The sequence below is a fragment of the Rhodococcus sp. C3V genome (assembly GCF_029269915.1).
Lineage (GTDB): Bacteria > Actinomycetota > Actinomycetes > Mycobacteriales > Mycobacteriaceae > Rhodococcus_F > Rhodococcus_F qingshengii.
Genome location: NZ_JARJBE010000003.1, coordinates 625,602 through 651,353, shown reverse-complemented (window position 1 = coordinate 651,353; position 25,752 = coordinate 625,602). Strand labels below are relative to the sequence as shown.

The 25,752-nt window shown below is 62.5% G+C and carries 24 protein-coding genes; 12 read left to right on the top strand and 12 right to left on the bottom strand.

Annotated elements, in window-relative coordinates; all coding sequences use genetic code 11:
* Positions 1 to 45 precede the first annotated feature (45 nt).
* Entirely contained in the window at positions 46 to 1,164 is a 1,119-nt protein-coding gene (locus tag P3G66_RS11885; RefSeq protein ID WP_064074103.1) for an Ig-like domain-containing protein, read from the bottom strand.
* Positions 1,165 to 1,219: 55 nt separating this feature from the next.
* A complete protein-coding gene (locus tag P3G66_RS11880; protein WP_276116572.1) occupies positions 1,220 to 2,434 on the bottom strand; it encodes an Ig-like domain repeat protein in 1,215 nt (404 codons plus the stop codon).
* A gap of 297 nt (positions 2,435 to 2,731) precedes the next feature.
* Between P3G66_RS11880 and P3G66_RS11875 the strand changes: the two genes are divergently transcribed.
* Genes P3G66_RS11875 through P3G66_RS11865 form a run of 3 tightly spaced genes read left to right on the top strand, consistent with a single transcriptional unit; the run spans position 2,732 to position 5,339 of the window.
* Positions 2,732 to 4,231, top strand: coding sequence for a SulP family inorganic anion transporter (locus P3G66_RS11875; protein WP_276116571.1), 1,500 nt, complete (start codon positions 2,732 to 2,734; stop codon positions 4,229 to 4,231).
* 35 nt (positions 4,232 to 4,266) lie between these two features.
* The gene (locus P3G66_RS11870) at positions 4,267 to 4,692 is read left to right on the top strand and encodes a MerR family transcriptional regulator (RefSeq protein ID WP_276116570.1); all 426 of its coding nucleotides are present in this window, start codon (positions 4,267 to 4,269) and stop codon (positions 4,690 to 4,692) included.
* A 26-nt stretch (positions 4,693 to 4,718) separates the two neighbouring features.
* Entirely contained in the window at positions 4,719 to 5,339 is a 621-nt protein-coding gene (locus P3G66_RS11865; RefSeq protein WP_276116569.1) for an L-threonylcarbamoyladenylate synthase, read from the top strand.
* A gap of 34 nt (positions 5,340 to 5,373) precedes the next feature.
* Here the strand turns inward: P3G66_RS11865 and P3G66_RS11860 are convergent, their stop codons facing one another.
* The 4 genes from P3G66_RS11860 to P3G66_RS11845 form a co-directional block, all read right to left on the bottom strand.
* A complete protein-coding gene (locus tag P3G66_RS11860) occupies positions 5,374 to 6,978 on the bottom strand; it encodes an alkyl sulfatase dimerization domain-containing protein (RefSeq protein WP_276116568.1) in 1,605 nt (534 codons plus the stop codon).
* On the bottom strand, positions 6,975 to 7,286 hold the full coding sequence (locus P3G66_RS11855; protein WP_276116567.1) for a hypothetical protein: 312 nt from the start codon (positions 7,284 to 7,286) through the stop codon (positions 6,975 to 6,977). Before P3G66_RS11855 ends, P3G66_RS11860 begins: the two co-directional genes overlap by 4 nt.
* Before the next feature lie 99 nt (positions 7,287 to 7,385).
* Positions 7,386 to 7,949, bottom strand: a complete 564-nt coding sequence (locus P3G66_RS11850; RefSeq protein ID WP_007734604.1) for a helix-turn-helix domain-containing protein — start codon at positions 7,947 to 7,949, stop codon at positions 7,386 to 7,388.
* Positions 7,946 to 9,181, bottom strand: coding sequence for a cytochrome P450 (locus P3G66_RS11845; protein WP_042920218.1), 1,236 nt, complete (start codon positions 9,179 to 9,181; stop codon positions 7,946 to 7,948). The genes P3G66_RS11850 and P3G66_RS11845 overlap by 4 nt, the downstream gene beginning before the upstream one ends.
* A gap of 108 nt (positions 9,182 to 9,289) precedes the next feature.
* Here P3G66_RS11845 and P3G66_RS11840 point away from each other — a divergent pair, with 108 nt between their 5' ends.
* Positions 9,290 to 10,135, top strand: coding sequence for a hypothetical protein (locus tag P3G66_RS11840; protein WP_007734601.1), 846 nt, complete (start codon positions 9,290 to 9,292; stop codon positions 10,133 to 10,135).
* A gap of 109 nt (positions 10,136 to 10,244) precedes the next feature.
* Here P3G66_RS11840 and P3G66_RS11835 read toward each other — a convergent pair whose 3' ends face one another.
* Entirely contained in the window at positions 10,245 to 10,394 is a 150-nt protein-coding gene (locus P3G66_RS11835) for a hypothetical protein (protein ID WP_021343080.1), read from the bottom strand.
* 205 nt (positions 10,395 to 10,599) lie between these two features.
* On the opposite strand from P3G66_RS11835, the gene P3G66_RS11830 reads away from it, so the two are divergent.
* Positions 10,600 to 11,361, top strand: a complete 762-nt coding sequence (locus P3G66_RS11830; protein ID WP_042452547.1) for an SDR family oxidoreductase — start codon at positions 10,600 to 10,602, stop codon at positions 11,359 to 11,361.
* Here P3G66_RS11830 and P3G66_RS11825 read toward each other — a convergent pair.
* The gene (locus P3G66_RS11825) at positions 11,343 to 11,480 is read right to left on the bottom strand and encodes a hypothetical protein (protein ID WP_003945592.1); all 138 of its coding nucleotides are present in this window, start codon (positions 11,478 to 11,480) and stop codon (positions 11,343 to 11,345) included. The two genes, P3G66_RS11830 and P3G66_RS11825, sit on opposite strands and share 19 nt — an antisense overlap.
* Before the next feature lie 219 nt (positions 11,481 to 11,699).
* On the opposite strand from P3G66_RS11825, the gene P3G66_RS11820 reads away from it, so the two are divergent.
* From P3G66_RS11820 to P3G66_RS11810, 3 genes are all read left to right on the top strand, one after another.
* Entirely contained in the window at positions 11,700 to 12,644 is a 945-nt protein-coding gene (locus tag P3G66_RS11820; RefSeq protein WP_042452549.1) for an alpha/beta hydrolase, read from the top strand.
* Between the two features lie 262 nt (positions 12,645 to 12,906).
* Positions 12,907 to 13,680: a VOC family protein gene (locus P3G66_RS11815; protein WP_042452552.1), complete on the top strand. Its 774-nt coding sequence runs from the start codon at positions 12,907 to 12,909 to the stop codon at positions 13,678 to 13,680.
* 135 nt (positions 13,681 to 13,815) lie between these two features.
* On the top strand, positions 13,816 to 14,970 hold the full coding sequence (locus P3G66_RS11810) for a nucleotide pyrophosphatase/phosphodiesterase family protein (protein WP_054826163.1): 1,155 nt from the start codon (positions 13,816 to 13,818) through the stop codon (positions 14,968 to 14,970).
* Here the strand turns inward: P3G66_RS11810 and P3G66_RS11805 are convergent.
* The 4 genes from P3G66_RS11805 to P3G66_RS11790 form a co-directional block, all read right to left on the bottom strand.
* Complete coding sequence (locus tag P3G66_RS11805) at positions 14,956 to 16,584, bottom strand: lipid II flippase MurJ (protein ID WP_276116566.1); 1,629 nt, start codon at positions 16,582 to 16,584, stop codon at positions 14,956 to 14,958. The genes P3G66_RS11810 and P3G66_RS11805 overlap by 15 nt on opposite strands.
* Positions 16,585 to 16,681: 97 nt before the next feature.
* On the bottom strand, positions 16,682 to 17,710 hold the full coding sequence (locus P3G66_RS11800) for a beta-ketoacyl-ACP synthase III (RefSeq protein ID WP_003945837.1): 1,029 nt from the start codon (positions 17,708 to 17,710) through the stop codon (positions 16,682 to 16,684).
* 161 nt (positions 17,711 to 17,871) lie between these two features.
* Positions 17,872 to 18,513, bottom strand: coding sequence for a response regulator transcription factor (locus P3G66_RS11795; RefSeq protein WP_003945784.1), 642 nt, complete (start codon positions 18,511 to 18,513; stop codon positions 17,872 to 17,874).
* Positions 18,501 to 19,739, bottom strand: coding sequence for a sensor histidine kinase (locus P3G66_RS11790; RefSeq protein WP_276116565.1), 1,239 nt, complete (start codon positions 19,737 to 19,739; stop codon positions 18,501 to 18,503). The genes P3G66_RS11795 and P3G66_RS11790 overlap by 13 nt, the downstream gene beginning before the upstream one ends.
* A 109-nt stretch (positions 19,740 to 19,848) precedes the next feature.
* Between P3G66_RS11790 and P3G66_RS11785 the strand changes: the two genes are divergently transcribed.
* From P3G66_RS11785 to P3G66_RS11770, 4 genes are all read left to right on the top strand, one after another.
* Positions 19,849 to 20,631: an ABC transporter ATP-binding protein gene (locus P3G66_RS11785; RefSeq protein WP_276116563.1), complete on the top strand. Its 783-nt coding sequence runs from the start codon at positions 19,849 to 19,851 to the stop codon at positions 20,629 to 20,631.
* Positions 20,631 to 23,114, top strand: a complete 2,484-nt coding sequence (locus tag P3G66_RS11780) for an ABC transporter permease (RefSeq protein ID WP_276116562.1) — start codon at positions 20,631 to 20,633, stop codon at positions 23,112 to 23,114. The genes P3G66_RS11785 and P3G66_RS11780 overlap by 1 nt, the downstream gene beginning before the upstream one ends.
* A gap of 21 nt (positions 23,115 to 23,135) precedes the next feature.
* The gene (locus P3G66_RS11775) at positions 23,136 to 23,768 is read left to right on the top strand and encodes a class I SAM-dependent methyltransferase (RefSeq protein ID WP_037132341.1); all 633 of its coding nucleotides are present in this window, start codon (positions 23,136 to 23,138) and stop codon (positions 23,766 to 23,768) included.
* 89 nt (positions 23,769 to 23,857) lie between these two features.
* On the top strand, positions 23,858 to 25,693 hold the full coding sequence (locus P3G66_RS11770; RefSeq protein WP_007734578.1) for an acyl-CoA dehydrogenase: 1,836 nt from the start codon (positions 23,858 to 23,860) through the stop codon (positions 25,691 to 25,693).
* Positions 25,694 to 25,752: the final 59 nt, after the last annotated feature.

Here is a 25,752-nt window from a genome sequence, read left to right as displayed (position 1 = left end):
CGTCTTCGAGCCGAAACGTCGACGCTCCCCTGCCGTTTGGGTGACTCAGCCTCCGAGTGAGCCCGTCGGCAGCTTCGAGAAGATGTCCCCGAGGCTTCCGGTTCCACCAGGAGTTTCCGGTTCCGTCGGATCCACCGGCTCGACGACGATGACACCAGGCACGGTGACGGTCACGGTCTTGTCCGCAGATTCCGAAGAACTGAACTTCTTGGTACCCAAGAACTTTGCGGTGATGCGATGCTCGCCCTGGTCGCGGAACGGCCAGACCAGTTCTGCATGGCCATTGGAATCGACTGTGGCGCTGCCGATCTTCGTGTCGCCGTCGAAGAACTCGACCGTTCCCTCACCCGGGTTCGGGTCGATACTCGCCGCAATCTTGACGTCTTCGCCCGTCAGTGCCTCCAGCGCGACAGCGACCATCGTCTCGGTCTGGTTGGTCGTGAAGACCTCGGTAGTCGAGAGGGCGTTGCGTCCTTCCCCCGCAGCAACACAATACCCAGCGGCATTGACCCACCGGGACTCACCGAAACTCATGCTCGTGTCTTTGATCTTGATGCTCGGGCTCGTCGCCCCGGCGCGCAGGTGCGTCGTCGCATTTCCCTCGTCGGACCGAGCTTCGAGTTTCAATTCGACTGCCGGCAAACGAAAGTCCGTGTTCGCCTTGACTTGCAGCCCTTCCTTGGGCTTGTTGTCGTTCGCGCTCGGACCGTCGTTGACTGTCTTGTTGCCGGCACCGGTAATTCGCAGGTACTCACCCGCCGGGTTTGCGTTTCCGTCTGCGCCCACCCGGAGCAGCACCGCAGTCTCGCCGGTCAAGTTGGACGACGAATCACCGACGAGGGAGTACGAAACCAGGGTTGCCCCTTGCGGTAATGCGATGTCGTACTTGATTCGACCGGTGTCCGAATCCGAACTACGCATGGTGCCTGGATGCAATTTCACTGTGAACTGTTCGCCGGGACGCACGGACGTGGGCGCCGTTACCTCCATGTTGTCGGAGAACGACGAATCCCAATCGGTGGCGCCGTCGACCCGGCACTTGTGTTCGAAGGAAACTGTCCGCGTCACGGTATCGGAAGCCGCTGCCACCGGCGCGGACACAGCGAGGAGTCCGGCCGCGAGTGCTGGTACGACAGCGCAAACTGCCAGAGTGCGGGGGTTCATGTGTTGCCTTTCAGAAGAACTCGGCCATTGAAAGTTCAGTGAGGTAGGACCGTGATCACTTGCCACCGAGCGAACCCGTCGGCAGCTGCGGCAGAACGGACTCGAGGCTGCCGAGACCACCCGGGGTGCCCGGATCGGTCGGGTTGGGATCGACCGGACCTGTGGTGTCACCGGTCACCGTGAGTACGTGTGCCGCCGACGTGTACTTCGCCTCGTCTCCGGTAGCGGTGAATACTGCAGTCACGGACTTGGTACCCGCCTTACCGAAGGTGAGATCCAGGCGCGCAATACCGCGAACCACCGGCCGCGGGTCACCGACGGGTTTGCCGTCGACCATGAACTGTACTGTTCCCGTTGCGTTTTCCGGATCGACGTGAGAAGCAAAAGACACCTTGGTACCGGTCGCGGCGGTAGCCGGTCCTTCGAGCTTAGTCACGATGTCCGCGCCTGGCTCAGGATCAACGGGCCCCAGGTCCCCGTCGATCTTCGTGGATGCCAGGGCGCCGGCACCGGCATTGAGGGGGCCGGTCTCAGCGTCGCGCGGCGAGCAGGATGTGGGCGCCCAGATGGTTCCCGCGAGCCAGTGACTGACCTGAGGGAGGAAGGTCAAAAATGACTCCGGCCCACCGAAAGTACCTGCAGCACCCGAAGTCCGGACATTGGTTTCGACTGCGCCGGAAGGCCCGGCCTTTACGGTGATTCTGATCTTCGGAAAGACGATGTCCGTCTCGGCACCGGACTGAGCATTGATCGCCAGCCCACCGTGCGCACCCGACGACGATGACGGGCTGTTGCCGATCGCTTCGTTTGCGCCGGACAACCGGAGTATCGGACCGTCCGCTGCGGGAGCACCGTCTTCGTTGACACGAATCACCGAAGCAGGTTTCCCGGCAATAACATTGCCCGGATCGGTGACCGTCGCCGAAACGAACTCCGCGTTGGTCGGAATCGGCAGATCGATCTTCAGACGCGAGATCTTCTTGACGCTTGCGCCGCTCACATCGTTCGGGATCTGGACGCTACCCGGATCCACGTCGATGTCGAAGACCTGACCTGGCGCGACTACCGCAGGAGCCGAAACCCGCACCGTGGCAGGCTTTCCGTCTGACGAAGGACCGGAGAACGCACTCGGAACTGCGCGGCACGTGACCTGGAACGTTGTCGACGTGGTTTCTGCAACGGGCGCCGCGGTTGCCGGAATCACGGCCACAGCGGTTCCACCGGCAAGGAGGCCGGTAAGGAGCGCAGCACTCAGTAGGCGTTTTGACATGATGTCCTCTCGGAACAACCTGATTGACGTTTGCCGCCGAACTGTAACGGAGCCGGCGCCCGAGTTGACCCGTTTTCAATAAACAAAACCCACACAGTAGGTAAATACTTGGTAAGAGTTGCTGGTCGTCACATCTGACCGCCGCCGCAGGCCTTTCCCCTCTCGATCAATCTCGCAATTCGAGATTCACTGCAGGGAAACACAATTCGACAGAAGTTCGCACCATAGCGAGATCTCCGGTCATACTCTACCCTTACAGGAGGGTAGAGTATGAGAACCTCGTCAGGACGGAATCTCATGGCAGTAACCATCGCTTCATCCACCAACGACAATTCGGTTCGGGCCGCGCTCCGGTCACCTCACCGTCTCAAAACGGAGGTTTTGGCCGGACTGGTCGTGGCGTTGGCACTGATTCCCGAGGCGATCTCGTTCTCGATCATCGCCGGCGTCGATCCGCGGGTAGGACTGTTCGCGTCGTTCACGATGGCAGTGACCATCGCCGTCGTCGGCGGACGACCCGCAATGATCTCCGCAGCTACCGGCGCCGTCGCACTGGTCGTCGCTCCACTGACGCGCGAGTACGGAATCGACTACCTGATTGCGACAGTCCTTCTGGCCGGCCTTCTCCAGATCGTGTTGAGCCTCCTGGGCGTCGCAAAGTTGATGCGCTTCATTCCGCGCAGCGTCATGGTGGGATTCGTCAACGCACTCGCCATCTTGATCTTCATCGCCCAACTCCCCCACCTGATCGATGTTCCGTGGCTCGTCTACCCACTCCTTGCAGTCGCACTTCTGCTACTCGTATTCCTGCCGAAACTGACGAACGCCGTCCCGGCTCCACTGGTGGCAATCGTGCTACTGACAACCGCCACAGTCGTTTTCGCGTTCGATGTCCCCAACGTCGGCGACGAGGGCGAGCTTCCGTCGAGCCTACCGACGCTACTGTTCCCCGATGTCCCCCTGGACATGCACACACTGTCGATCATTGCGCCGTACGCATTGGCCATGGCGCTCGTCGGACTCCTCGAATCGTTGATGACGGCCAAGCTCGTCGACGACGTCACGGATACGCACTCGAACAAGACCCGAGAAGGGTGGGGCCAAGGCGTCGCGAACATCGTCACCGGCTTCTTCGGGGGCATGGGAGGGTGCGCGATGATCGGCCAGACCATGATCAACGTCAAGGTCTCCGGCGCTCGCACTCGAATCTCGACTTTCCTGGCGGGCGTGTTCTTGCTGATACTCGTCGTCGGCCTCGGCGATGTGGTGGCGTTGATTCCCATGGCCGCATTGGTGGCCGTCATGATCATGGTCTCGGTCGGCACTTTCGATTGGCACAGCATCAATCCGAAGACCCTGCGCCGCATGCCGATCGGCGAGACAGTGGTCATGTTGGTCACCGTGGTAGTCACCGTCGCGACCCACAATCTTGCCTACGGCGTGATCGTCGGAGTGATCACCGCGTTGGTCATCTTCGCTCGCCGCGTCGCGCATCTCACCGAAGCGATCGACGTCGCGCATCCGGACGAGGACACCCGTGTCTATGCGGTTCGAGGCGAACTGTTCTTCGCATCCAGCAACGATCTGATCTACCAGTTCGACTACGCCGGCGACCCGAAGAACATTGTCATCGATCTGTCCGAGTCTCATGTCTGGGACGCGTCGACCGTCGCGACATTGGACGCCATCACCACCAAGTACGCGGCCAGAGGCAAGAATTTCGAGATCGTGGGGCTCGACGACGCATCGGCCGAGCGCCACCTGCGCCTGTCCGGTCGCCTGGGTGACGGTCACTGAGAGTATGGAGGCCCAGCGCGAGGAAAGTGGGAGTGATGTCTGAGCCGGAACATGCGGGCCAAGGGCCGAACATGCAGATCGGACAGGCTGCCGAACGCACCGAACTGTCGATCAAGACGATTCGTCATTACGACGAGGTCGGTCTGGTTACTCCGTCCGAGCGGAGCGCCGGAGGATTCCGCCTCTATACCGAGGCCGATGTCCAACGGCTACTGGTAATCCGACGAATGAAGCCGCTCGGATTCAGTCTCGAAGAAATGAAACAACTTCTCGATTCTCTGGCAGTGCTCGGCGACGAAGCTTCGGACGCGTCAACGCGCACCGCTGCAACCGAATTCGTCACCGACTGCCACACCCGGGCGGAAGAAAGCTGCACACACTTACGTAAGCAACTCGCCTACGCCGAAGAGCTGACGGGTTTGCTCGCCGACCACAGTCTCAACGGTGAACGGCATTCGTGATCTGCAAGCTGAACTAAGCTGAGTTGATGGCCCGATACTTCGACGTTCACCCGGAAAACCCGCAGCCGCGCGCGATCAGCCAGATCGTCGAAATGCTGCGCAACGACGCGGTCATCGCCTACCCCACCGACTCCTGCTACGCCCTGGGCGCCCAAATGGACAATCACTCGGGCACCGATCGGATCCGCGAGATCCGTCATCTGCGTTCGGACCATCACTTCACGCTGGTCTGTGCCGATTTCGCGCAGCTCGGGCACTTCGTTCACGTCACCAACTCGGCGTTCCGCGCGGTGAAAGCGGCTACGCCTGGGCAGTACACGTTCATCCTTCCCGCCACGAAGGAAGTTCCGCGTCGGCTGGCACACGCCAAGAAGAAGACCGTCGGAGTGCGTATCCCCAGCCACCCGGTAGTGCGGGCACTCTTGCAAGAGTTGGGTGAACCCATCCTCTCCAGCACCCTTCTCCTGCCCGGCGCCGAGGAACCGATGACGGACGGCTGGCAGATCAAGGAAGAACTCGACCACCAACTCGACGCCGTCATCGACTCGGGTGACTGCGGAACCGAACCCACCACAGTCGTCGACTATTCGTCCGGTGTTCCCGAAATCGTGCGGGTCGGCGCGGGAGATCCTTCTCGTTTCGAATGATCCCCCGCCCGGGCCACATCATGGAGTCGACCAGTCACGGCGTGACGATATCGAACCACAGATCGAAGTCCTCCAGCAGCGAGATGAACGTCTCCAGTTCGGACTGATCTCCCACAGCTTTTGCCGTTCCGGCCTTGATGGATTCGGTGAGCGAGGTCGTTCCCAGATACACCTCGTTGAACACGGCACGGGTCAAGGTCAGAGTCAGGGCGGCCGAAGCATCTGCCTTGTCCATGTCGTAGTTCAGCACGCCGTTGCGCACTGTGACCAGGACGTTGTCCGCGGTGTCGGACAATACGAATCGCAACGACAGGTCTACATCGGCTGCTTTGGGACCGTCGAGGCGAACTGCCCAGAAATCCAGCATCTGTTCGAGCGGCATCACTGCGACCACGGCCGGGCCGGTGGGGTTGTTGGACGGCATCGGTGCCAGCGGATGCCGCAATTCCATCGCTCCGACCAGGTAGAAGTTGCGCCACGTTCCGTTCTCGGCTTGGTAGCCGAGTTGTTCGTACGTGTCCGCCAACAACTCTCGCGCATTCTGATTACTCGGATCGGCGAACACCAGATGGTTCACCAACTCCGCGGCCCAGCGGTAGTCGCCGTCGCCGAACGCCTGCTTGCCCTTGGTCAGAAGTGCGTCCGGCCCGCCGACGGCTTCGACGTAGCGCTTGCCGTTCTCCACCGGCGGATGGGGATTGAGGTGAGCGGGAACGCCGTCGAACCAACCGAGATAGAAGGTGTAGATCGCTTTGACGTTGTGACTGAGCGAGCCGTAGTACCCACGGTTGTACCACTGCTTTCCGATCGCGTCGGGTACCTCGATCTGGTCGGCAATCTCTACCGGTGTCAGTCCCTTGTTGGCAAGGCGCAACGTCTGATCGTGCAGATACTTGTACAGATCTGCCTGATCCGACATCAGCTTCAAGATCTTGTCGTTACCCCACGTGGGCCAATGATGCTGCGCAAAGATGATTTCGACGTCGGGGAACAGTTCCATTGCCAGACGCACGTAGTGCGACCACGCTTTGGCGTCGCGAGTCTTGGCGCCGCGCAACGTGTATAGATTGTGCATCGTGTGCGTGACGTCCTCAGCTGACCCGAGCGCCTTGAAATCTGGTAAATAGAAGAGCATTTCGGATGGCGCTTCGGTTCCCGGCGCGAGCATGAACGTCACGCGCACACCGTCGATGACCTCTTCGTGCACCGGTTCGGTGATGACGTCGGTAGGCACGGCGAACGTCGAAGTGCCGTGCGAAGTGGACAGGCCGAGACCACCGGATACCTGCCCTTGTGGCCCCGGACGCAGGAACGATCCGTACATGTACATTCCGCGACGTGTCATTGCCGTGCCGGCAAGTACGTTCTCGGAAATCGCTTCCTCGGTGAAACTGTCTGGTGCGTAGACCTTTACGGCACCGGAATCGATCTCTTCGTCGGTGACAAATCCTTTGACACCGCCGAAGTGATCGCCGTGGGAGTGCGTGAAGATGATTGCCTTGACCGGAACCTTCGGGCGGTGCTGGTAGTACAACTCCAGCGCGAGAGCGGCTGTTTCCGCGGACATCAGAGTGTCACCGATGATCAACCCGGTGTCGCCCTCGATGATCGTCGTGTTCGACAAGTCCTGGCCGATCACCTGGTACAGACGATCAGCCAGCTTGAACAGTCCACCGCCCTTCCCATCAAAGTGGCTTGGCGCCACAGACTCGGGTTGACGGTATCCGGTGCATCGCCGTCGGCGAACCCGTAGGCGTCGTACGAGAAGATGAACTGCCCTTTGTCACCTTTGACCAGTCCGCCATCGATGAGCGGTGCCACGAGACCTCGAGAAATCAGTTCGAAGTCGAAGGTGTCGTCGAAAGGAAGGTCACGGAGAACCTGGGCATTTGCCAGGCGAGTCGCTTCGGTGGCGGGCTTGGGGTCGAGTTCGGACGGTGTAGTCATCTTCTCTTACGCTCCTCGGGAACTCGCGGTGACCTGTGTCGGGATATCGGTTCATCCTCGATCCCCACGCAGCCCTCGCACATCACCCGGAAGGGATGATCAGGTGGCCCGTCCAGCAATCAACAGCGCAACGACGAACTCACGCACCAACGTCCGCTCGTCGTTCTCGTCCGCCCCCGGCACCATGAGCAGCGAGAGAATCACTCGCACGATCCAGCGCGCCCGCGACGCTGTGCCTGCTCCGAGTTCACCGAGCATCGCGACACCAAGTCCGTTGATGACGTCGGATGAATTGGCAAGTTCACCGGCAAGACTCGCATCACCCGGAGTGAACCATGCAGCCAACGTCGGAGTGCTACGCACCGCGGACACTGCAGTGAGTATGGCCGTCTCCAGACGCTCACTCGGATCGTCGATGGTCGCTACCGATTCCGCGATCGCAGTTCCCAGCCTGCGAGCTTCGCGGTGAACGAACGCAATGTGAAGAGCCTGCCGATTCTCGAAGTACCGATACAAGGTGGCCCGGGAACATCCTGCAGCAGAGGCTATCTCCGCCATACCGACCGCGTTGACGCCTTTCTCGACGAACAATTGCGCCGCACTGTCGAGGATCTTCTCGGCTGCCGCCAAGGCGCGCCCCTCGCCGAGCCAGTCGTTGCTCATGGCCGAGTCACCGACATCGGAGCCGAGAGCGGACGGCGCACGTAGTTGCCCGGCGCGTATTGCATCGCGTCGATGTCGACATGGAAGTCGGGAATCCGGGAGAGTAACTCTTCCAACGCAACTCGAGCCTGCATCCGAGCTGCCGACGCCCCCAGACAGTGGTGGGCGCCATGACTGAAGGTGAGAATCTTCTGCGGTCGACGCAAGACGTCCAACTCCGCCGCGTCGGGTCCGTACTTCTCGGGATCACGATTGGCCGCACCGTACATCAGCAGAACCTTACGTCCTGCCGGAATCACTTTGCCACCCAAGGCCACATCTCGCGTCGTGGTGCGTGCCAGTCCTTGGACCGGCGAGGTGAGTCGAAGCAACTCGTCGACCGCGTCGGTGATCAATGCGGGATCGTCCAGCAGGATCTGACGCTGGTCGAGGCGTTCGGTCAGCATCGCCACCGAACCACCCAGCATTCCTGTCGTGGTGTCGTTTCCCCCGGCCACCATGGTGAAGGCGAAGCCCAGAATCGACAGCAGGCCGGACATGTCGCCGTCTTCACCGAGTCCAGCGGCGAGTAGGTGCGAAATCGTGTCGTCACCCGGTTCGACCTTGCGGCGTTCGATCAGCGAAGCGAAGTACATCATCAGCTCACCGGTGGCGGCCTGCGCCGTCGTCGCTGCCGCGGCCACACCACCTGCCGAATTGGCAGCGACAATGGCTTCGGTCCAGCCGTCGAACTGGTCACGGTCCGATTCCGGCACACCCAGATAGTGTGCGACAACCATAGACGGCAACGGTTTGAAGAGCTCGACGACGATATCGCCGCTGCCACGCGCTTTCAGCGCCTCGATACGTTCGACGACAAATTCGCGAACCATCGGCTCGACCGCCGATACCTGACGCGGAGTGAAACCCTTCGACACCATGCGCCGGAACTCCGACTGCACTGGCGGATCCTGCATCACGAACGGCGGATTGTCCTGCATCCCGATCTGTTCGAGTTCACCATAGACAGTGGTCAATCCCTTTGCCGACGAATACGTCTCGTAGTCGCGAGCGGCGTTGTAGACGTCTTCGTGACGGGTGAGCACCCAGTAGTCGTCCTGCGGCGCAGCTTCCGGCACAACGTTGTGCACCGGGTCGTTCTCGCGCAATGCGTCGTACATGGCCCAGGGCGAACGCCAGGACTCCCCGGTGGAAGGTACAAACCGTGGCGAATGTGACACAGAAGTTGTCATGACTCGACTATGAGACAAATAGCCGAATGTGTCAACGTTCTACGATCAACCGTTCCCACGAGCAGCATTGAGTAACTCGCATCCACGCAGAGCACTATCGTGTGTCGGGTGATCACGGATCCGAAGAATCATCCGAACAGCTCTGACGCCGGGCGCCGCGCCGTGGTTGCGGTCCTGCTCCCCCGCGAACATCTCCCCTTCATCAGGGACTGGTGCCTGCACCACATCGAGCAAGGCTGGGAGGTTGTTCTCTACGACAACACCGGTTCCGTCGGGTCCACCCGCAAGACAAGCGCATTCAGCCTCAACCGTTGGCACGGCCGCAGCGAGGACAAGAGAGGCAACTCTTACGGCGCCTTCACCCGATCGATGTCGGACAGTGAAGTTCAGGTCGCATTCCGCAAAGAACTGCACGACCTTCCGGTGACGATCGTCGACTGGCAACCGCGCGACGCGGACGGTCGGATCGTGCACGGACAGGTAGAGGCGTACGTCGATTACGTGAGCCGGTACCGCGACACCGTCGCATGGGCAGCATTCGTCGACGCCGACGAATACCTCCAACACGCACCAGGATTGGACTGGGAGGTTCTACTTGCCGGCGTTACTCAAGCGGGTTCGCACCGCGTCGTTCTCGATGCTCTGGTCTACGAATCCAGGTGGACGCGCGACGGGCAATTGCGAGACGTCGAGGAATTGAAATGCCTTGGGCTACAGAGCCATGGTTGCAAGAACATACTGAGGCTGTCGGAGATTTTGCGAGCAGACGTCCACTGGGGATGGAAGACAAGCGAACCGGACAGCCTGGTGCGGCCCGACCGATCCCTCTTCTACTTCCGCCATTACCGCGGTTCGGAGGCGGCACTCGACTTCACTCCGCTGCCGAACTTCGGGCCCCAGGTCCACGAAGAAGGTGTGGATGTGCCGGCAGCAATGGACGTATCACAGAATTGAATGTTCCTGCAAGACACAGATATTCAGGTGCAGATAAACCTCCGGCTCGCATCCACGAAGGCAATATCTTCAGAATGCGAGCCGGAGGAAATCTGACTGCAGAAGCAGATCAGGAAGCGCTGTTGCCACCGAAGAGTGCAGCAATCGTGGCGACGGCTGCGATGCCGCTAACGATGCCGGCGATCGGGCCGAGAACCTTGGCCAGGTCCGTGAGCGGTCCGGTGGTTGCGTTGGCTGCAATGCTGCTGGTGTATGCCATGTCTAGCTCCTCATCATGGAATGTGTACGCGGTCCGCGCGCCCGGTATGTAACGGCGCTCACAATATACGTAAGACGACCGAAAATTGAAGCGGCACCGCTGAGTGGGACGTAACTCACATCTCATCCAGCGGGAACCCACGAGTAACAATGCGCGATTCGGACAACGCTTCGGGAACCGTTGAATGACGAGCAGGAGAACAGCAGTGGGCAAGTTGGATGGAAAAGTGGCCCTGATCACTGGCGCAGGGCAAGGCGTCGGCCAGGGAGTTGCGTTTGCGCTCGCCAAGGAGGGCGCTTCCGTCGCGGTCGCGGGCCGCACTGAGTCGAAACTCGTCGTCACATGTAACGAGATCGCCGAACGCGGAGGCCGTGCCGAACCGGTGCTCATGGATATCGCCGACGCGGATTCCATCACCGGAGCCGTGGCGCGAACGGTGGAACTGTTCGGCGGCGTCGACATTCTGATCAACAACGCCAGCCTCAACCCGCTCGGCAACGTCCTCGACCTCACTCCGGAGCGCCTTGCCGACGGATTGACGTCCGGCCCCGTCGCGACTCTGCGAACCATGCAAGCCTGTTACCCGTTCATGAAGGAGCGCGGCGGCGGGGCAATCATCAACATGGTCAGCTCCGTGGCCGTCCGCTGGGACGCTGCCGGCTACGGCGGCTACGCGGCCGTGAAGGAATCCGTCCGAGCCCTCAGTCGCGCGGCAGCATGCGAATGGGGCGTCGACGGGATCCGGGTCAACGCGGTTGCTCCCCACGCGTCGTCGCCGGGGCTGCAGCGTTGGGCAGATGCACGCCCGGAAGAGGCTGCCGCTTTTGTTGCCGGTATTCCGCTCCGCAGGATCGGAGACTGCGAGACGGACATCGGCACCGCGGTGGCTTTCCTGGTCGGCCCGGATGCCGCGTATCTGACTGGAGCAACAATTCCGCTCGACGGTGGTCAGTCGCGCTGGGGCTGAGAGCTGGCGTCGTCGAAGGCAAGCACCGCCGACTTGGCTTCGGCGATCGGGCGGCGGAAAACGAAACCGACCAGAACGGATGCCAAAACCAGCGCGGCCAGCACTATGAGCCCGACCATCCACCACATGGTTTTCAGTATGCCCGAACCGACCTCCGCCGGACGCGCGCCACGGCCGTCGGAAAGCGGCGACAGCCTCGAAAGGTGCTGAACACCAGTCAAATTCCGTTTTGCCCGTTTCCTGAGCTTCTTGAGAATCCGTGATCGATGACACATATTCGGATCCCGAACCGGAACGCGTGCGTGACTACGACGACACCTCGGTGCATCCTGGCAGGTATGGAATCCGCTGTTTCGGCCCAACTCACCGACGGAAGCACCCTCACACACCCGTGGGGCGGGACAAGCAACATCACCGATCTCGGCGGTGACGTTCACTGGATCGACTTCGGCGGTCCCAGCGGAGCGCCGCCCATCGTGCTCGTTCACGGTCTGGGCGGCTCGCACCTGAACTGGGTGCGGGTCGCACCGGCGCTGGCGGCGCGCACGCGCGTGTACGCACTTGACCTCGCCGGATTCGGACTCACCTCTGCCCGTGGGCGACACACCGGCGTCGACGCCAACGCAGTACTTCTGAATCGCTTTCTCGACACAGTGGTGGGTGAGCCCGCCGTCCTGTTCGGCAATTCCATGGGCGGAATGGTCTCGGCAATGTCGACCCATGCCAGTCCCGAATCAGTCGCCGGCCTGGTGCTGGTGGATCCGGCGCTCCCCCTGCCCGTCCAACTTCCCGATCTGACCGTCGCCGCCCAATTCGCGCTCTACTCGATGCCGTACGTCGGTGAGCAGGTTCTCGGCTTCGGACGCCGAAAGATGTCAGACCGGCAGTTGGCCGCTCAGATGACCAGATTGTGTTTTGCCGATCCGACGCGAGCCGACCCCGCGGTCCTCGACGCGGGCGCTGCCTTGACGGCGATTCGCCGCAACGAACCTACCCAGGATGCCGAATTCCTTCAGGCAGCACGGTCACTGCTGATGACCCTCGCCCGTCCTGCCTCCTATCGAAAGACATTGCGAGAGATCACGACTCCGACGCTCCTGATGCACGGCGATCGCGATCGGCTTGTCCCGGTCGAGGCCGCACGGGCAGCCGCTGCTGCACATCCACACTGGACCACCATCATTCTCGGCGACACCGGCCACACCCCACAATTGGAGATTCCGGACGAGTTCACCCGTCATGCGCTCGCGTGGCTCGATCGCACGGGGCTGATCAGGAGCTGACACGTACCAACACTCCCCGGTGGAACGCCCTTGCCGATCGAGCAAGTGCCCCATCAACTTCGGAGTATCAAGAACGATTCGGCGGTCGTCTACGTTGGCAGGTCCGGCCCACCGGGGAACGCGAAACAGACACATACCCCAAAGCTCTCGAACCCTGGGAATGTGTCGGGGTACGCGCGTAGCGTGAGATTCAGGCCTTTCTCGGCCAAGCATTTCCGCGTCCCCTGCTTGTGTATCCGTTTCGGTCAAGGAGAGTTTTCAGATGCCCGCACGCACAGCGCTCGACGGAACACCCTGTTGGATCGACCTCACCAGCTCCGACACCGAGGTTGCCAAATCCTTCTACACCAACGTGTTCGGCTGGCAGGCTGACACAAACGACGACCCGCAGTACGGCGGCTACGCGATCTTCAGCAAAGACGGGCAGCCTATCGCCGGGCTCGGACCCCAGCAGGAGGGAAACCCCTACGGCAACGTGTGGACCACCTACATCTCCTCGACTGATGCGGCAGCGTCGGCGTCCAAGGCCCAAGCCGCGGGCGGAACGATCATGATGCCGTCGATGCAGGTCGGTCCTCAGGGCAGCATGGCGATCGTGGGCGATCCGGCCGGTGCCGTCGTCGGCATCTGGCAGGCAGATCAGCATCACGGCTTCGGTTTGGTCGGCGAGGCCGGAGCGCCGGTCTGGCACGAGACCTTGTCCAAGAACTACGCCGCGGTCCTGCCGTTCTACACCGACGTGTTCGGCTGGACTTACGAGTCGATCGGTGACAGCGACGAGTTCCGGTACTCACAGGCCAAGCAGGGTGACACCGTCGTCGCCGGTTTGATGGATGCCAGCTCGTTCCTCCCGGCAGAGGCGCCGTCGTTCTGGCAGGTGTACTTCGGGGCGGACGACACCGATGCGGCCGTCGCCAAGGTCGTCGAATTCGGCGGCAGCGTCTTGCGCGATCCCGAGGACACGCCCTTCGGCCGTCTCGCGTCGGTGGCCGATCCACTAGGTGCCAAGTTCCAGATCTCCACGATCATGGAATGAATCTCCGCGCGGAGGCCGCACCGGTCCGCGGTCTCTGCGCGCTGATCATCTGGAAAGTCCGGATTTGACCGCACAGATTTGAACACTCGCCCAGAAGGTATGCAGTTTTCTGCGTCCAACGCCTAATCTCATGGGATGCCCGCCCCCGCCCCTCTCCTCGATGTGTACTCGCAGCCGACTCTGTCGACGCTTGCGCCGTCGGTACTCGCTTCTCTCGGAGTGAGCGGCGAAGCGAACCGTCTCGATCTACAGCCCAGCAAGAAGACCGTAATTCTGCTGGTAGACGGGATGGGCGCGAATTTGCTCGCCCGCAACGTCGAACATGCACCATTCCTGAATTCACTGATCGGAACGCCCATCCGGGCAGGCTTCCCCACGACGACGGCCACCAGCATCGTCTCACTGGGGACCGGTCTGCCTTCGGGAGCGCACGGCATCACCGGCTACCAGTCCTACGTCGAAGAAGCCGATTCGGTGTTCAACTGGCTGGGTTGGCACAGCGCGGGCAAGAAGGAATCTCAGACCGACTCCATCGTCCCGGAAACCCTGCAGCCGCAGGCCACGACGTTCGATCGCGCCGCCGCGGCCGGCATCACCGTTACAACCGTCGTACCGTCGAAGTTCGACGGCAGCGGCCTCACCCGTGCCGGGATGCGCGGTGCCCAGTTCGCCGGAATCCAGGCATACGGAGACCTCCTCGCTCGCACCGTGGCGGCGTCGAAATCTGCCGACCGCACGTTCACGTACTGCTACATCAGCGAGATCGATGCACTCGGCCACGTCTACGGACCCGAGTCCGAGCCGTGGATCTTCCAACTGATGCTGGTCGATCGACTGGTCGAGCAACTCGCCGCTGCACTCGGCCCGGACGTGAGATTGCTGGTGACGGCAGACCACGGAATGGTCGACGTGTCGGACGAGAACAAGATCGACTTCGACAACACTCCAATTCTGTCCAAAGATGTACTCGCTCTTGCCGGTGAACCTAGATGTCGTCACATCCACACCCGAGAAGGCGCTGCACAAGATGTTGCGGACCGCTGGCGCGCCGAACTGGGTGACCGCATGTGGATCGGGACGAGATCCGAGGGCATAGTCGCAGGATTGTTCGGGCCTGCAGTGCATTCCGAGTATCACGGCCGGATCGGGGATGTCATCGCCATTGCGTCCGGGGACGTGGCCGTCGTACGTCGATCTGTCGAATCGGGACTGTCCGGCCTCCGTGGACAGCACGGCGCCCTCACTCCGGACGAACTGCTGGTACCGCTCTTGTCCTCAGGACAGCAGTAGGGCTCGCGCCCGGCGAATCTCGGGAACACCGACGACCTTGCATGCGCCCAACAGGACGACGGCACCGACGGCCGCACCCGCCGACAATGAAATAACAGCAGCAAGCCTGGGCTCGGGAACTCGGTTCTGAACCGCCACCACCAAAGCGAGCGCACAACCACCTGCCAGAATTGCCGCCGCCGAAATCCTTCCGACGGTGGCCTGCACGCGACGGAATCCCAACAGCCCGTATCGCTTTCGAAGAAGGATGTGGCCGAGCACCGCTCCACACACGTAGGAGAACGAGCCGGCGGCACAGACGGCCAGGACCAGCCTTTCGTCACTCGCCGACAGTGACGCAAGAAGGACGAGCGCAGTCTTGGCGACCACCATCACCAGGGCGATCACCGCGGGAGTTCGGGTGTTGTTGTCGGCGTAGAACACTCGCAGCTGAAGCATGACCATCGCAAAGGGCACCAGCCCGAATGCACTGACCGCAACGGCCGTCCCGATCAACCGGGCACTGCTGCCGTCGACCCGGCCGAAGAAGATCAAGGTGGTCAACGAGGGGCCGAACACCATGAGCGCCACAGTGACCGGAATCAGCGCCACCACCGAATACCGGGCTCCCCGGCCGAGATCGGATACGACGCCGACGTCGTCACCCGCAGCAACCGACCTGGCGATCCGCGGCATCAGCACCGTCAACAACGACACACCGAGAATACCGTACGCCACTTGAAACAGCAGATCCGCGTGCGTGTACATCGAGTAGACGTGACGGGAGAGAGTGACCTTCATCGTCACCCACACACCGATCTGGCCGGCAACGACGTACACAAGTACCCAGCCGAGCAACGGCGCCCCGACGCGCACCGGTCGCCAGGTGTGCGGTACGACGCGCACGCGAAGGCGCCACCGAAACCCGTTGCGGTGCAGCGCTCGAGCAACGACGGCGGTTTGCGCCACGATCCCGAGCAAAGTGCCGACACCGATCACCAGAACCTGCGCGGTGGTCATCGACTCGGGAGTCAGAGCCACCGGCCCCGGGATACACAGGAAGACCGCGACCGTCACCAGAAGGACGACGTTGTTGATCACCGGTGCCCAGGCCGGCGCGCCGAACACCGATCGAACGCTGAGCACAGCCGTCATCATCGCCGTGACGCCATAGAAGAAGATCTCCGGAAGAAGCAAGTACGCGAAGAGCGTCGTCAGCTCTCGTTGAGCCGGATCATCGATCACGGCCGAGACCAGAGGCGGCGCGCACACCACGGCCACTACCGTCACGAGCGCAAGAGCCAGCGCTCCGACGGTGAGAACGCGCTGCGTCTGCTCTCGTTCGAGCGTCCGCCCACGGCTCCGTTGCCGCGTCAGATACGGAAGCAGGACGCTGGCGAGAATCCCGCCGAGGAGGAGCTGATAGACCATGTTCGGGAAGCTGTTGGCCGCGTTGTACGCATCACTGACGAGGGCGATGCCCAGGACCGCGGCAAGGGCAAGGGTGCGGACGAAGCCGGTGATCCGACTGACCGTGCTGGCGAGCGCCACTTGCCCGCCCATCTTCGCCAAGCTGCCGCCCGTCACACCATTACGTTCGGACTCCCGTTCGGACTCCCCCACGTTCTCGACCATCTCGCCAGAGTGCCACATCGCAGACGTTCGACGATCCGGACGGAAACGGAAGGGCGCCCCGAACCGTGGGTTCGAGGCGCCCTTCCGTAAGGAACAATCAGGCGGATTCCGCTCCAGCCAACGGCGGCATGACGACAACCTGACCAGCGAAGGACAGACCCGCACCGAAGGCGAGAAGCAATGCCTTGTCGCCCGGCTTGCACTGGCCGTCGCGCAGCATCTGCTCCATGGCGAGCGGGATCGAGGCCGCGGACGTGTTGCCCGTCTCGGCGATGTCGTTGGAGACGGGGAAGCCCTCGGGCAGCTTCATGCTGCGAGCGATGACCTCGTTGATGCGCTGGTTTGCCTGGTGCGGCACAAAAGCGTCGATGTCCTCGATACCCAGCCCCGACTTCTCCAGGGTGCGAGTAGCGACCTTGCCCATCTCGAAGGCAGCCCAGCGGAACACCGCGGTACCGGCCATCTTGATCCACGGACGAGGTCCGGTCGGGTTCTTGGTGTAGTCGAGCCAGCTCGGCTCCTGAACGATGGCGTCGGACTGGCTGCCGTCCGAACCCCACTCGACCGGGCCGATTCCGACGGTATCGCTCGGGCCGACGACAACTGCGCCTGCGCCGTCACCGAAGATGAAGCGCACGCTGCGATCGGTGGGCTCGGTGGCCTCGCTCATCAACTCGACGCCGACGACGAGTACGTGATCAACCGTGCCACCGCGAACGAGATCGCTGGCCACTGCAAGAGCGGTACAGAAACCGGCGCAGCCTGCCGCGACGTCGAATGCAGCCGGACCCTTGATGCCGAGCTCGTGGGCGACGATGGACGCAGCCTGGGGAGTCTGCAGGTCCCACGTCGACGTCGCGATGATCACGGCGCCGATCTGCTCGGGTGCAATGCCGCTGACGTCCAGTGCTTTACGGGCAGCGCTGATCGACATCGCGAGGATGCCTTCACCCTCGCCGGAGAACCGGCGCGACTTGATACCCGATCGCGTCTGGATCCACTCGTCGGTGGAATCGATCAGCTCGCAGATCTCGTCGTTGGTCACGACTCGCTCCGGGCGGTGAACGCCGAGCCCGAGAAGGACGGACTGCCGACCTCCGGCCACACTGGCAATCGGCTTACCCATTGATCGATCTCCTCGTTGGTTTCTGGTGATGACGCGCATTCGACATCACACGTTACGTACAGGACATAAGGCCCTGCCTCTCAGGTCACCGTTCGATCACGGCAACAACATGAGGCTGGCTCACATTACGCTTCGGTCAGGTATGTAGTCCAGATCCACGATCAGGCGCGTAAATGAGCTAGAACTGCCAAAACACGACGATGCCCGCTTTCGGAAGCCGACAGGCCGAGTTTTGCGAAGATATTTCCTATGTGCTTGCTCACAGCAGTGTCGCTGACGACCAGTTTCCTGGCGATTTCCTGATTTCCCAGCCCCTCCGCCATCAGTCCGAGAACCTCGGACTCGCGTGGCGTCAGCGATCTGATCGGATCGTCGGCGCGTCGACGGCTCATCAGTTGGGATACGACCTCGGGATCCATCACGGTTCCGCCGTCGACGACCCGGTTCAATGCGTCGACGAACTCGGCTACCTTGCCGACCCGTTCCTTGAGCAGGTACCCGACCCCGCCGGCGCCTCCTGCCAACAATTCACCGGCGTAGCGATCCTCGACGTACGCGGAAAGGACCAGGACGGGAAAGCCCGGGCGAAGCTTGCGCACCTCGATCGCCGCTCGAAGTCCCTCGTTGGTGAAAGTAGGAGGCATCCGGACGTCGAGCACCGCGGCGTCGGGGGCGGTCTCCTCGAACACCGTGAGGAACTGCGCGGCGTCGGAGACAGCAGACACCTCGAAGCCCTCTCCGCGGAGCAGCAGTGCCAGCCCCTCTCGCAGGAGAGCGTCGTCCTCGGCAATCAGAATCCGCACGGTAGTTCCACCCTCATCGTTGTCGGTCCACCCTCCGGGCTCTCCAATACTGCGGTTCCTTCGAAAGCCTCGACCCGGCGTCGAATACCCGCCACGCCGCCGCCCGGGCGTTCGTTCGCGCCGCCGTGACCGTCGTCGATCACGTCGATGAGCATCGTCTCACCCGACGAGTCGCCCGACGTCTCCGTCCGTGCCGTGACGGTGACACTGCGCGCTCCGCTGTGTTTTGCGACGTTGGTCAAGGCCTCGGCGACGACGAAGTACGCAGCAGCCTCGACGGCAGCCGGGGCACGGCGGAGCTCGTCGATCTCGAGTACGCAGGGCACGGCGGAGCGCCCGGCGAGCGCCGAGATCGCGCCCTCCAGACCCAACTCGTCGAGGATCGGCGGGTAGATGTCGTGCACCAACGTCCGGAGTTCGCTCAACGCCTCGGTGGCCGCATCTTGGGCCCGATGCAGTTGTGGCAGAGCCTGGTCCGGATTGTTCTGCAACGACCGCTCGGCCATCCCCAACATCATCACCACCGCGACCAGACGGTTCTGCGCTCCGTCGTGCAGATCCCGCTCGATGCGCTTGAGTTCGGCCGAATGCGCGTCGAGCGCCGCAGCGCGGCTGGCCGTCAGGGCGGTGACGCGCTTCGAGAGGTCCGAACGCGTATCCGGCGCAAGCAAAGTCGTGGTCGACCAGCTGATCCATTTCGCCATCGCGGGGATCAACCACCACGCGATCAGGAAGTACAGGATGCCGATCAACGGCATTCCGGCAGCGCCCAGCCACGACGTCACGGGGTACGGGTTGTTGACGGGTTCGCCCGCGGGCATCTGCTGCCAGTACAGCGGGACGGCAATCGCATTGAGCGCACCGAGTGGCAGAGCAATGGTCAGCATCGCCGCGACGAAAGCACCCAGACCATGAATCGACAACCAGGCCGCGTCGCGCCTCGTCGACTGATCGGTGAGGAACCGGCTCCAGTCCCCGAATGTCGGATTGCTGGGCATCGGTGGGTATCGCTGCAGAACAGGGCGTCCGGTGTACGCAGCGGTGCGTTTGCGAGCCAGGCCGGCCCACCACCGGAGCACTCGCACGTACGACGGCAACAGCAACCAGCCGACGATCAGAATCGAGAGCGACAACAGAATGAGACCGACCATCAGCAAGAACAGGGAAACCACAGCTGCCGCGCCCTCGACGAGCACGTACACCGCAGCCCTGGTTCTCTTCTTCACTGCCCCAGCATGCCGCACCACACCGCACGATCCACTACAGCTAGCTACACCATTGATTCGGGACTCTGCTGGATGTCGACGAATGGCGAATCTCCATAGCGTTCTTCCCATGAAGAATCGACACTCGGTCCTCGCCCCGCCGGCTCCTGGTGCCACGGGAGCTCGAACATCTGCCGTGCGACTCCAAGGGGTCAGCAAGGTCTACGGCAACGGCCGCGGCGCCGTGACCGCCCTCGACAACGTCAGCCTCACTCTGCCGCGCAGCACCTTCACCGCAGTGATGGGCCCGTCCGGATCAGGTAAGAGCACTTTCCTGCACTGCGCCGCGGGCCTCGACCGACCGAGCAGCGGATCGGTGTGGCTGGGCGACACCGAAATTTCACAACTGAAGCCGAAGGCCCGCAGCATCTTCCGTCGCGATCACATCGGTTTCGTCTTCCAGGCCTACAACCTGCTCGGCGCTCTCGACGTCGAGCAGAACGTCACGCTCCCCCTACTCCTCGCCGGGCGACGAGCCGACAAGCAGTACCTGACCTTTGTCCTCGAATCCGTCGGACTCGGATCGCACCGCAAGCGCAAACCCTCCGAGTTGTCCGGCGGTCAGCAGCAACGCGTCGCCATCGCACGCGCCCTCGTCACCCACCCCGACGCACTCTTTGCCGACGAACCGACCGGCGCCCTCGACTCCCGTAGCGCCAAGCAGGTTCTGGAGTTGTTGCGCCGGACAGCCGCCGAGTTCGACCAGACCATCGTCATGGTCACGCACGACCCGGTGGCCGCGTCGTACGCCGATCGTGTGCTGTTCCTCGCCGACGGGAAACTTGTCGGGCACATCGACCGCCCGACCCCGCAGCAGATCGCCGAGCGCATGACACACCTCGGGGACTGGTGATGATGAAAGCGCACACCTTTGCGCACCTGAAAGCGCATCGCTCCGGTTTCGTCGCCGTGTTCGTCTCCGTATTCTGCGCAGCGCTCCTCACCTGCGGTCTGGGTGTGCTGCTGGAATCGGGAGTGCGAGGCGGTGTCTCACCACAACTCTACGCCGGTGCCGACGCCATCGTGAGTGCGCCACAGGCGCTCGAGGTCAAGGAAGACGCCGATCAGCCCTTTGCCGAGCGAGTTCTCCTCGCCGGCGATACGGTCCGCAAGCTCGACGCACTCGATGTCACCGTGGTTCCCGACATCTCCGTCCCCGTCAGCACCGCCGAGGGCGTCGTACTCGATGCACATCCTTGGAACACAGCACAATTGGCGCCGTACTCGCTCACCGAGGGGCGCGCTCCGCAGAGCCGCGACGAGGTGGTCTCGACCACGGGCGCCGCGCTCGGCGAGCGAATCACGCTGGCTCACGGCGCGGTAACGGACGAGTACACCGTCGTCGGCACAGCTGATTCGGCTTCGGTGCCGTCACCCGACCGTCCGGCACTCGTCTTCCTCGACGACGCAGAGGCCGAACGGTTGTGGCCGCACCAGAACGCTGTCACCGCAGTCGGATTGATCGCTCCCGAAGGCGTGGATGCTGCCGCTCTCGCCCGCGATGCACTCGCCGGAACCGGTGCGGAGGTCTCGACCGGCACTGCACGCGGAGGCATCGAATTCCTCGACGCCGGTGCTGCGCGGACGCAGTTGATCGTGCTCTGCGCGTCGTTTGCCGGTCTCGCGTTGATGGTCAGTATGTTCGTCGTTTCCAGCACGCTGTCGCTCTCGATCAACGCCAGGCGCCGAGAGTTCGCTCTGTTGCGGGCAATCGGGGCCACCACGCGGCAAGTGCACGTCATGATCGGACGTGAAGTGCTGCTCGTTGCTGCTGCGGCGGCAGCTCTCGGCGCGGTGCCCGGATACCTGCTCGCCCGAGTGCTTGGCGCACAGTTCGCCGACGCCGGGGTCATGCCCACCGATTTCGCGCTGGCCTACAGCCCGCTTCCGGCGATCGCAGCTTTCCTGATCTGCGTACTCACTGCCCGCGCGGCAGCGGCGATCGCGGCACGACGACCGGCGAAGCTCGACCCCGTCGAAGCGCTTCGCGAATCCGAAAGCGGCCCGGCGAAACTGAGCCGCGGACGCATCGTCACCGGGCTGATCTTCGGCGCCGCCGGCCTCAGCGCCTGCGTCCTCCCTGCTTTCCTGCCCGGCAGCGTGGCGGCCGCTGGAGCCGGTTCGAGCGCACTGTTGTTGATCTTCTCGGTCGCGCTGCTCGGCCCCTTGTTGGTGCGCGGCATCATCAAGGTGATCGGCGGTCCGCTGCGCCGCAGTGGGTCGGCGTCCAAAGTTCTCGCTGCCGCCAACGCCGAATCCAATTCGAGACGGCTCTCGTCGGCGGTTGTTCCGTTGGCTCTCGCAATCGCACTGGGCTCGGTGCAGTTCTTCAGCCAGAGCACCGTCGCCGCCGAGGCGACCAACCAGTCGATCAAGGGCGTCACCGCCGACCTGATCGTCGGCGCACCAGCCGGTATCGCTCCCTCGCTCCTCGAGTCGATCGCATCGGTGCCCGGAGTGAGTGCGGCAAACCCGGTGGTCCGCAGTCAAGTCCTCCCGGTACCCAGCGGAGAGGAAGGCGGCTCAGCCGACAGCGCGATCGCGGCCCAGGGCATCGACGCCGCCAGCGCCGACGCGACCCTCGATCTCGCGGTGACCGAGGGCGACCTCAGCGCTCTGACCGGCGATACCGTTGCCGTGAGCGAAGACGGCGCCTTCACCCTCGGAGCCAAGGTAGGCCAGCGCGTCGACCTCTATCTGGGTGACGGAACACTGGTACATCCCATGGTCGTCGCAAAATATGGTCGCGGCCTCGGATTCGGGGACGTGACCATGCCGATCGAGACTTTGCGTCAGCACTCCACCGACGCTCTGATCGACACCGTTCTGGTTGCTGCCGAACCCGGACGGTCGGCCGAAGTCCAGCAGTCGTTGCGCTCGTTCCCCTCGATCGCCGCGATGAACCAGGACCAGTTCGGGGCCGCGGGCGAAGATCAGCGTCGTATGCAGTCGTGGGTCAGCATCCTCGCCGTCCTCGTCCTGCTCGGCTATCTCGCAGTCGCAGTCGTGAACACCCTGGTCGCCGCCACTGCCGAGCGTTCCCGCGAGTTCGCGCTCCTTCAACTGGTGGGCTCGCGGACGAGGCAGGTCCGAGCAATGATGCGCATCGAGTCGTTGATGGTGGTGGGAATCGCCGTCGTGGTCGGATCACTGATCGCCCTGCCGCCTCTGATGGGCATTGCCGTAGCGGTGTCCGGGCAGCCGATCCCGGCGATTTCACCGGCGATTTACGGTTCCATCGTCGCGGTGACCGCTGTTCTGGGATTTGTCTCCATCGCGATCCCGACGCGCGCCGCTCTACGCAAGAACCCGATGGACGGAGTGCGTAACCACTGAGTGGCACTACCGTCGTCATCTATGGATGCGGCGGCCTGGGACAAGAAGTACGAAGAAACCGAGCTCGTCTGGGGCGCTCCTCCCAACGAATTGCTGGTGGAATACGCGACGGCCCTCCCCCACGGCCAGGCACTGGACCTGGCGTGCGGCGAGGGTCGTAACGCGTTGTGGCTCGCGACTCGCGGTTGGGAGGTCACCGGCATCGACTACTCGGCCGTCGCGATCGAGAAAGCCCGCATGATCGCGGCCCGCTCACCCCGATCGGTTCTCGACCGGCTCGACTACCGATGCGGCGACGTCACCGTCGCGGATTACGCCTCGAGGAACGAGCAGGGATACGACTTGGCCCTGCTTCTTTACCTTCATCTGCCCGCACCACAACGCACCCTGGTTGTGAACCGTGCCATAAATTCTCTGAAACCTGACGGAATCCTCATGATTTTGGGTCACGACCGAAGCAACATCGACTACGGCGTCGGCGGGCCGCAAGATCCCGAAATCCTTTACACACCAGAAGAATTGATGCAGGAGTTCCGCGGAAAGCTCGAGTTCGAGATCGCCGGAAATCCCCACAGGCACACCGAAACGGGAATCGCGGTCGACGCGCTTGTCATCGGACGCAAATCCGGTGTTGGCAATGCAAAGAACGGCTAGTAACATGTATTAAGTTACCGACGAGTAATAAACTTCGGGCGGTACTAGGAGTGCTGGACCGCACCACCTCACTGGGAGAAGCAGAAGACATGGGCCATTACAAGAGCAACGTTCGGGACCTGGAGTTCAACCTCTTCGAGGTTCTCGGACTGGAGAAGCCACTGAGCGAAGGCGCTTGGGGCGACCTGGATGCCGACACTGTCCGCAACATGCTGGCAGAGGTCGCACGCCTGGCCGAGGGACCGCTTGGCGAATCTTTCGCCGATGCGGACCGCAACCCCCCTGTCTTCGATCCCGAGACGCACACCGTTGCACTTCCGGAATCCTTCAAGAAGTCGTTCAAGGCTCTGTGGGATGCCGAGTGGTACCGCATGGGATTGAGCGAAGAGGTCGGCGGCGTGCCGGTTCCCCGATCCGTCGTGTGGGCCATCGGTGAGCTGATCCTGGGCGCACAGCCTGCAGCGCACATGTACCAGGCCGGACCCGCCTTCGCGGACGTGCTGTTCAACAACGGCACCGAAGAGCAGAAGAAGTGGGCAGCCACCATCGTCGAACGCGGATGGGGCGCCACGATGGTCCTCACCGAGCCCGACGCCGGCTCCGACGTCGGTGCCGGACGCACCAAGGCGATCAAGCAGGACGACGGCTCCTGGCACATCGAGGGCGTCAAGCGCTTCATCACCTCGGCCGACTCGGACGACCTGTTCGAGAACATCTTCCACCTCGTTCTCGCTCGCCCCGAAGGCGCCGGACCGGGCACCAAGGGCCTGAGCCTGTTCTTCGTCCCGAAGACGCACTTCAACTTCGAGACCGAAGAGTTCGGCGAGCGTAACGGTGTCTTCGTCACCAACGTCGAGCACAAGATGGGCCTGAAGGTCTCCGCCACGTGTGAGGTCACCTTCGGCGGCCACGGCATCCCCGCACAGGGCTGGCTGGTCGGCGAGGTCCACAACGGCATCGCCCAGATGTTCGACGTCATCGAGCACGCTCGAATGATGGTCGGCACCAAGGCAATCGCCACCCTCTCCACCGGTTACCTCAACGCTCTCGATTACGCCAAGCAGCGCGTGCAGGGCGCAGACCTGACCCAGATGACCAACAAGGCAGCACCGCGCGTGACCATCACGCACCACCCCGACGTGCGTCGTAGCCTGGCAATGCAGAAGGCATACGCCGAAGGCCTGCGCGCGGTGTACCTCTACACCGCAGCTCACCAGGACGAGGTTGTCGCCCAGCTCGTCTCGGGCGCAGACAAGGACACCGCGTTCCGCGTCAACGACCTGCTGCTCCCGATCGTCAAGGGCGTCGGCTCCGAGCGTGCGTACCAGTACCTGACGGACAGCCTGCAGACCCTCGGTGGCTCCGGCTTCCTGCAGGACTACCCGATCGAGCAGTACATCCGCGACTCCAAGATCGACTCGCTGTACGAAGGCACGACGGCCATCCAGGCTCAGGACTTCTTCTTCCGCAAGATCGCTCGTGACCGCGGCGTCGCGCTCGCTCACGTTGCCGGACAGATCAAGACCTTCATCGACAGCGAAGCCGGCAACGGTCGTCTGAAGGCGGAGCGCGCACTGCTCGCCACCGCACTCGAAGACGTCCAGGCCATGGCCGCCACGCTCACCGGCTTCCTCATGGGAGCTCAGGAGCAGCCCACCGAGCTGTACAAGGTCGGCCTCGGCTCCGTCCGCTTCCTGATGTCCGTCGGCGACCTGCTCATCGGCTGGCAGCTGCTCCGCCAGTCCGAGATCGCTCTCGCAGCACTCGACAACGGCGCTTCCGACAAGGACAAGGGCTTCTACGAGGGCAAGGTCGCCATCGCTTCCTTCTTCGCCAAGAACGTCCTGCCCGAGCTCACCGCTTCACGCGAGATCATCGCGAACACCGAGAACGACATCATGGAGATCGACGAAGCAGCATTCTGATTCGTTCCTGATTCATGAAAAGTGCCGGTCCCGAGAACGTTTCGGGGCCGGCATTTTCA